The sequence below is a fragment of the Ruegeria sp. AH12 genome, assembly GCF_056541465.1.
On the sequence record NZ_JBQFYL010000064.1, the window covers coordinates 1 to 1,187 of the forward strand.

At 55.2% G+C, this 1,187-nt stretch carries 2 protein-coding genes and 1 pseudogene; all 3 read right to left on the reverse strand.

Annotated features, from left to right (window positions below):
• A pseudogene (locus ACR0EL_RS21595) lies at positions 1–202 on the reverse strand (hypothetical protein); the annotation flags it as partial.
• A 1-nt stretch (position 203) separates the two neighbouring features.
• Positions 204–677 carry a c-type cytochrome gene (locus ACR0EL_RS21600; RefSeq protein WP_480502226.1) on the reverse strand — a complete coding sequence of 158 codons (474 nt, stop codon included), beginning with the start codon at positions 675–677 and terminating at the stop codon, positions 204–206.
• The coding region (locus ACR0EL_RS21605) for a multicopper oxidase domain-containing protein (RefSeq protein ID WP_480502228.1) at positions 677–1,187 on the reverse strand (511 nt) is incomplete at its 5' end. The genes ACR0EL_RS21600 and ACR0EL_RS21605, both read right to left, overlap by 1 nt.

Here is a 1,187-nt window from a genome sequence, read left to right on the forward strand (position 1 = left end):
AGACGCTTCCAATTGCTTCGGCTTTTGCCTGATCCTCGCGCTGTTGAAGCAATTGAATCGCCTGCATGATGATCTCAGGGTTTTCCAAAATGGCTTCGAGAGCCAGCCGTTTTACATCGGAGTCAGACAATTCGTCAGCACTCGCCATAGCAGCACCAATCGACATAGTGATGGCAATTAAGCCTGCAAAAAATCGTTTCACGTCAGTTTCCTTCCGTTTGTTCTGCCTCGGTGCGCTGCTCTTGCAGCTTGCGTTCCCGATCCGGCCAACTCTCCTTGATGAAGGCAAGGATGTCCCAGATTTCCTGATCCGACAGAGTGTCCTCGAAACCTGGCATATCGCTTTTGACATCAGCGACGCCCATCTGTTTTAGTGTTTGGTACCCGCCAAGCTTTGTATAATCGAACAACAGCTTGTCGCCGTGATGCCAGGTGTGCCCTGTTCGGTCATGCGGGGGAGCTCGCAAGACGCCATCAGGATCAGGTGTCTGCCAAACTGGTTGACCCTCCAAATCTGCCCCGTGGCATGACGCGCAGTTTTCGGCGTACAAAACTGCACCACGTGCCGAATCCGCTGATGCACCGTTTTGTGCGCGACCGCTCAGGCCCCAGCCAGCGACCGCGACAATGATCACCACAGCAGCCAGTGACGCCCTTTTCGCCGCGCTCTTGTTCATCACGCCACGCTCAGCCAGGTCTTCATACCAGCGGCCTGATGCGACAGCATGTGGCAATGAAACAGCCAGTCCCCCGGGTTATCCGCAACGAACGCAATCTCCCGCGTTTCCATCCGGTCAACCAGTATTGTATCTCGCAGCGGTCCCAGGCTCCCGTTCGGCAGAACTTCCTGAAAGTGCGTCCCGTGCAAGTGCATGGCATGCGCAAAGACAGTGTCGTTCTGCATCTGAATACGGACTATGTCGCCACGCGAAACAGAAGCGAGCGGGTCTTCGGGTAACCCTGCGACTCCGTTGAATGTCCAGATCTGTCCTTCCTGAACCAACTGATTAGCGCTCATGACTTGGCCGTTGTAAGTACCTTGACGCAGTCCGCCCATCGCCCCGCCTTCCATCACCAATGGGATTGTCAAAGCGTCAGAAACATCTTCGAGAAAGGAAACAGGGTTGGGTGGCAGGGCTTCTATTGCACCGCGGTTTGCGGATGCACCGCTTCCCGAAACCGGGATT

What these genes read in the sequence shown, in the direction of transcription:
- ACR0EL_RS21600 (WP_480502226.1), bottom strand. Translation starts at nt 677, where the DNA reads ATGAACAAGAGCGCGGCGAAAAGGGCGTCACTGGCTGCTGTGGTGATC.